At 43.0% G+C, this 3,210-nt stretch carries 6 protein-coding genes; all 6 read right to left on the bottom strand.

Annotation, left to right across the window (positions count from 1 at the left end; all coding sequences use genetic code 11):
* On the bottom strand, positions 1 to 193 hold a 193-nt coding region (locus tag Q0174_RS06930), incomplete at its 3' end, for a Jag N-terminal domain-containing protein (RefSeq protein WP_298042769.1).
* Entirely contained in the window at positions 190 to 1,833 is a 1,644-nt protein-coding gene (gene yidC, locus Q0174_RS06925; protein ID WP_298042767.1) for a membrane protein insertase YidC, read from the bottom strand. The genes Q0174_RS06930 and yidC, both read right to left, overlap by 4 nt.
* On the bottom strand, positions 1,833 to 2,171 hold the full coding sequence (gene yidD / locus Q0174_RS06920; protein ID WP_298042765.1) for a membrane protein insertion efficiency factor YidD: 339 nt from the start codon (positions 2,169 to 2,171) through the stop codon (positions 1,833 to 1,835). Before yidD ends, yidC begins: the two co-directional genes overlap by 1 nt.
* Positions 2,168 to 2,476, bottom strand: a complete 309-nt coding sequence (rnpA, locus tag Q0174_RS06915; protein WP_298022994.1) for a ribonuclease P protein component — start codon at positions 2,474 to 2,476, stop codon at positions 2,168 to 2,170. The genes yidD and rnpA overlap by 4 nt, the downstream gene beginning before the upstream one ends.
* 14 nt (positions 2,477 to 2,490) lie before the next feature.
* Entirely contained in the window at positions 2,491 to 2,625 is a 135-nt protein-coding gene (rpmH, locus tag Q0174_RS06910) for a 50S ribosomal protein L34 (RefSeq protein ID WP_298042763.1), read from the bottom strand.
* A 75-nt stretch (positions 2,626 to 2,700) separates the two neighbouring features.
* Complete coding sequence (locus tag Q0174_RS06905; RefSeq protein WP_298042761.1) at positions 2,701 to 3,054, bottom strand: hypothetical protein; 354 nt, start codon at positions 3,052 to 3,054, stop codon at positions 2,701 to 2,703.
* Positions 3,055 to 3,210: the final 156 nt, after the last annotated feature.

Below are 3,210 nucleotides of genomic sequence, written 5' to 3'. Positions count from 1 at the left end.
GTGCTCCAAATTTTGTACCAGTTAACGTTGTTGAAGTATCTACCGCTTCTATAATAGCATTTTTTTTAAAGAAGCCCAAAAATCCACCGCTTGGATGCTGCAGCACGCGCACGTTAAGCTGCGTTACCGAGCATCCTAGCTCAGCTGCTGCTTTATTATATGCGTCTTTTAAATTTTCTGCTTCAATTATCATGACTTTTTCTCCGCTATTTGAGCTTGTTTATGCCTAGCAAAGGCTTTATTAATGACATATTGCTGGATAATGGAGCAGAAGTTATTGACCGTCCAATATAGCGTAAGACCCGCGGGAAACATTACAAAAAATACCGTAAAAATAAGCGGCAAGAATTTCATCATCTTCTCTTGCATCGGATCGGTAAACGTAGTCGGCGTAATCTTTTGCTGCAAAAACATCAAAATTCCCATCGTAATTGGCAGGATGTAATATGGATCTTTAAGCGATAGATCATGGATCCAAAGCGCCCACTCCGCGCCCTTTAGCTCGATCGCATTAAGCAGCACGCGGTAAATCGCGAAAAATACCGGTATCTGAAGCAAAATCGGCAAGCAGCCGCCCATCGGATTAGCGCCGTTTTTCTTATACAGATCCATCATATGCATCTGCAGCTTCTGCTTATCGTCCTTATATTTCTCCTGAAGCTCCTTCATCTTAGGTGCCAGATCTTTTAGCTTATTCATAGATAGCATTCCCTTGTAACTTAGCGGGAATAAGATTAGGCGGATGATGAGCGTAAGCACGACGATCGACCAGCCCCAGTTACCGATATAGCCGTGCAACCAGTTTAGAAATTTAAACATCGGGCGGGCGATGAAGGTAAACCAGCCGTATTCGATAATGTGCGTAAGAGCAGGATTTATCGAGCTTAGCGTTGCGTGATCTTTCGCGCCGATATAGCCCGTAAGACTAAGATCGCCGTCCGAGCCTATGAAAACCTGCGAAATTTTATCTGCGTCAGTCACGGTCGCATTTAGGCTCTCTCCGTAAAATAGCGTCGTATAATAGCGATCGGAGCTTGCAGCGATATTCGCCCCGCTTATTCGCTCATTTTTATCCACGTCGCCATCTTTAAAAATTTCTACGCTTTCGCTTATAGCCTGCGAGCCCGTAAAAAATGAAGCGATTTTATCTGAAATTCCCGCTTCGCCCGGTTTTCCTACGATGACGCCGTGAACCGTATAGCTATCTACTTCTACGTTCGGACGCGAGCCAGGGCTGATGAAATAACGCGCATTGCCGCTTAACTTTAGATCCAATTTATAACTACCATTTGGATAAAAGGTAAGAATTTTATTTATGCTAACGGCGCCTAAACTTTGACTTAATGTAACACTAGCCTCTCCGTTTCGTACGTCCAGCTCGCCAGATGAAGCACTGTAAGGAGTATCGAAAGCCATCGCATTCAACGCCGCGTCCTCAAAGCGCATCTCAAGCGGTTTAGAATGTGATTTAGGATCAATTAAATTTATCGCATCGCCGTTTTCGTCACGGAATTTCGCATCGTTTAGTATATACGAGCTTATGCGACCGAGCCCGTCGATCGTGAAATTTGCTTCTTTGCCAACCACGCGCACTAACGGTGCAGAGATGGAATTTTTGGTATTTAAATTCGCTCCCTGCGCGCTCACGCCAGCGGCGGAAGTTTGCGGAGCGGACTTGGCGGCATTTTTTTGTGCGATTTGCGCCGCGGTTGCGTTTGCCTCCATAGCGGCGCGAATTTTTGATAAATAAAAATGATCGTAAGCTACAAAAAATATGAGCGCAGTTGCTATCGCGATAGCAAGGCGCTTTGATTGAGGAAGTTTATCTAGCACTATTTTTCTCCTAGTCGTATGACGTAATATCTATTTTTTTTGTATGGTATAAACCAAAGCTTAAATTTATCCACAGAGACATTGCTGCTGCGGATTTTAGAAAATACGCAAAATTTGAAATTTCGCGCGATTATCGGATAATCTATGCCACCGCTAAAGAGCGGATTGCATCTTAAAATTCTAGCCGTTACAGCGCAGAGTGCGCCAAAGACGCCGTTAAACTTAAACTCATAAAGCGCGTATTCCGAACAGCTCGGATAATAACGGCAACAGCGCGGTAGCAAAGGCGAAATAAATTTTCGGTAAAACCCGATCGCGGCTATAAAAAATCTCTTCATTTTACTGCGCCGATCTTTTTAAACGCCCATTTTAAATTTCGCTCGATGTCTTCAAAACTCATATCTATGATCTGCTTTTTTGCGATTAATATAAAAATCCCGCTAACAATGGCATCTTTTTGATTATAAAATGCGGCGCGCAAACGCCTTTTAGCGTAATTTCGCGTAACTGAATTGCCTATTTTTTTACTGGCGACTGCGCTAAATTTACGCTGTTCGCTAGCCAAAAAATACACAACAGCGCATTCGCAATGCCACTTTGCCGCACTTTTATAAACCTCCGAAAAAACCCTGCTATCGCTTATCGCAGCAAATTCGCCTACGCAGCCAATCTTCTTCTGCCTTTAGCGCGTCTTGCACTTAAAACTCTGTGGCCGTTTTTTGTTTTCATACGGACGCGAAAGCCGTGAGTACGCTTTTTAGGGGTATTGTGGGGTTGGTACGTTCTTTTCATAACTGTTCCTTTAAGAAAATGTAAAGCGGAGATTTTATAGAAACTTTACTTAAAAACCGATAAACAAAAGCAACCCTAGCGCCGATGAACGTCGCCTTGCAGCTTTTTACGGCGCAGTTTTAAGTCTTGCTCATTTTTATTGTTTCGCTCCTTGATGTCTTGCATCGGCTGTTTTTTCATCGAAAAATCATCGTGGTCGCCTACGCCTTTTGATTCACGTTGCAAATTATTTTGCAGGCTTTGCCTATCTAGTTCATTTTTTTGACGATTTAGCAGAATTTCACTATGGTTTTTCTCAAATTCTGATTGTTTATCGTCCGCAACATAAGCGCTGGCACCAAGGCTTACTGAGTCATCTTGCGCTCTTAGTACCATAGAATCAGCAAATATCGCACCGCAAAGCAACCAAAATATCAAAGCCTTTTTCATTTGCGTTTAAATTTGCCTGCCATCGCGCGATAGATCGCCGCCTCATTTTGTAGCGTCAAATATCTTTGATTTAGCTCGTTTATCGCAGGGATTGCTAAAAGGCAAAGAGCTTTCCGACTTTGTAAAGCGCAATTTTGAACAAATTACAAGCAATTA

Source organism: uncultured Campylobacter sp. (genome assembly GCF_937996225.1).
Lineage (GTDB): Bacteria > Campylobacterota > Campylobacteria > Campylobacterales > Campylobacteraceae > Campylobacter_B.
This window is presented reverse-complemented; position numbering and strand designations above follow the sequence as displayed.